Raw genomic sequence first — 1,993 nt, 5'->3', positions numbered from 1 at the left:
TGTGTATAAGCAACAGGCCCCACCCACCCAGGAGCCGCCCAGGAACCCGACGGCCCGGCAGACCTCAGCTGAGGGTCTTCAGCGCCGCCGCGTCGTAGGGCTTCAGCTCGTCGAAGCGGCCGGCCAGCACCTTGGCCGCCCNNCCTCGAGGAACTCGCCGTCGAGACCGACCGAGCCGACGGTGATGGTGGGCCGCCCGGTCAGCTTCTTCGTCCAGCCCGCGAGGTTGAGGTCGGAGCCGTCGAACTCCGGGGCCCAGTAGCGGCGGGTGGAGGCGTGGAAGGCGTCGGCGCCGGCCGCGGCGAGCGGGGCGAGGATGGCCTCCAGCTCCTCGGGGGTCTCGGCGAGGCGCGCGTCGTAGGCCTCCTGCTTCCACTGCGAGTAGCGGAAGATGACCGGGAACTCCGCCGACACCGTCTGGCGTACGGCGGCGACGATCTCCGCCGCGAACCTGGTGCGGGCGACCGGGTCGCCGCCGTAGGCGTCGGAGCGGCGGTTGGTGCCCGCCCACAGGAACTGGTCGACCAGGTAGCCGTGGGCGCCGTGGATCTCCACGCCGTCGAAGCCGATGCGTTCGGCAGCCGCGGCGGCCTCGGCGAACGCGCCGATGACGTCGTCCAGGTCGCGCTGGGTCATCGCCTTGCCGGTGCCCTCGGTGCCGTCCAGGCGCACACCGGAGGGGCCGACGGCGGGGGCGTCCACGACGGGCGGCTCACCCTGGTTGCGCACCATGCCGATGTGCCACAGCTGCGGCACGATCGTCCCGCCGCCCGCGTGCACGGCCTCGGCGACCTTCGCCCACCCGGCCAGCTGCTCCTCGCCGTGGAACCGCGGCACCCGGTCGCTCTGCCCGGCCGAGTCGTGGCCGACGTACGTGCCCTCGGTGACGATCAGGCCGACACCGGCGGCGGCACGGCGGCCGTAGTACGACGCCACGTCCTCGCCGGGAACACCGCCGGGCGAGAACATGCGGGTCATGGGGGCCATGGCGATGCGGTTCGGGACGGTCAGGCCGTTGAGGGAGACGGGGCGCGCGAGAATCTCGGCGGCGCGGGAAGCGGCGGGAGTGGCGGTCACGACAGGGGACTCCTCGGAGAGGTCGCGGCGGGCATCGGCCGAGCCGTCAAGCATCGACCGATAGGACATTCCGGACGGTATGTGCACATGCAAGAACCGCCCTCTCCGTCAACCAGGCGGCCCTCCCCCACCATTCCGCCGACCGCCCACGACTACTGTGATCCGGGCCACGTCGCAGCACCCGGCGCCCCGGCAGAATGCCCCCATGCCGAAGCCCTCGCCGGTGGTTCCCCCGCACGAACTGGAACGTTCCTCCGTGGTCGCCAACAGCACCATGAACCGTGAACGCGGCCTCACCGGGGTGAACAGCTACACCCGCGAACTCGGCTTCCACCCCCTGGAGTCCCTGGCCGGCCGGCCCGCCCCCGGCTGGCTGGACCTGTGCAGCGGCGAGGGCCGTGCCCTGCGCCAGGCCGCCGCCGAACTGCCCGCCACCGCGACCCTCACCGGCGTCGACCTGGTGGGCCCCCTCGTCCCCACCCCGGCCCCGCCCGTCCTGGAGGAGATCATCGCCTCCGTCACCTCCTGGGCGCCGACCCGGACGTACGACCTCGTCACCTGCGTACACGGCCTGCACTACGTCGGCGACCAGCTCGGGCTCCTCGGCCGGGCCGCCTCCTGGCTCACCCCGGACGGGCTGCTGGCCGCGCACTTCGACCCGTCCTCGATCCGACGCGCGGACGGCTCACCCGCCGGCCGCCCCGCCCTCGCGGCGCTGCGCGCGGCCGGCTTCCACTACAGCCCCCGCCACCACCTGCTCACCCTCCGGGGCGCCCGGACCCTCACCCTGCCGTTCCGCTACACCGGCGCGGACCCGACCGCCGGCCCCAACTACACGGGCCAGCCCGCGGTCGCCTCCCACTACGAGCGCTGACACCACCGGCACCGGCACACAGCCGGGTGTGAAACGACCGAG

At 73.4% G+C, this 1,993-nt stretch carries 1 protein-coding gene and 1 pseudogene; one reads left to right on the top strand and one right to left on the bottom strand.

Going from position 1 to position 1,993, the window contains the following annotated elements:
* Positions 1-64: 64 nt before the first annotated feature.
* A pseudogene (locus BZL64_RS37550) lies at positions 65-1,131 on the bottom strand (oxidoreductase).
* A 151-nt stretch (positions 1,132-1,282) separates the two neighbouring features.
* Between BZL64_RS37550 and BZL64_RS37545 the strand changes: the two are divergent.
* Positions 1,283-1,951: a class I SAM-dependent methyltransferase gene (locus tag BZL64_RS37545; RefSeq protein ID WP_086773447.1), complete on the top strand. Its 669-nt coding sequence runs from the start codon at positions 1,283-1,285 to the stop codon at positions 1,949-1,951.
* Positions 1,952-1,993: the final 42 nt, after the last annotated feature.

The organism is Streptomyces bobili, from assembly GCF_002154575.1.
GTDB lineage: Bacteria > Actinomycetota > Actinomycetes > Streptomycetales > Streptomycetaceae > Streptomyces > Streptomyces bobili.
Note: the sequence above shows the minus strand (reverse complement) of the source record. Positions and strands in the feature narration are given on the sequence as shown.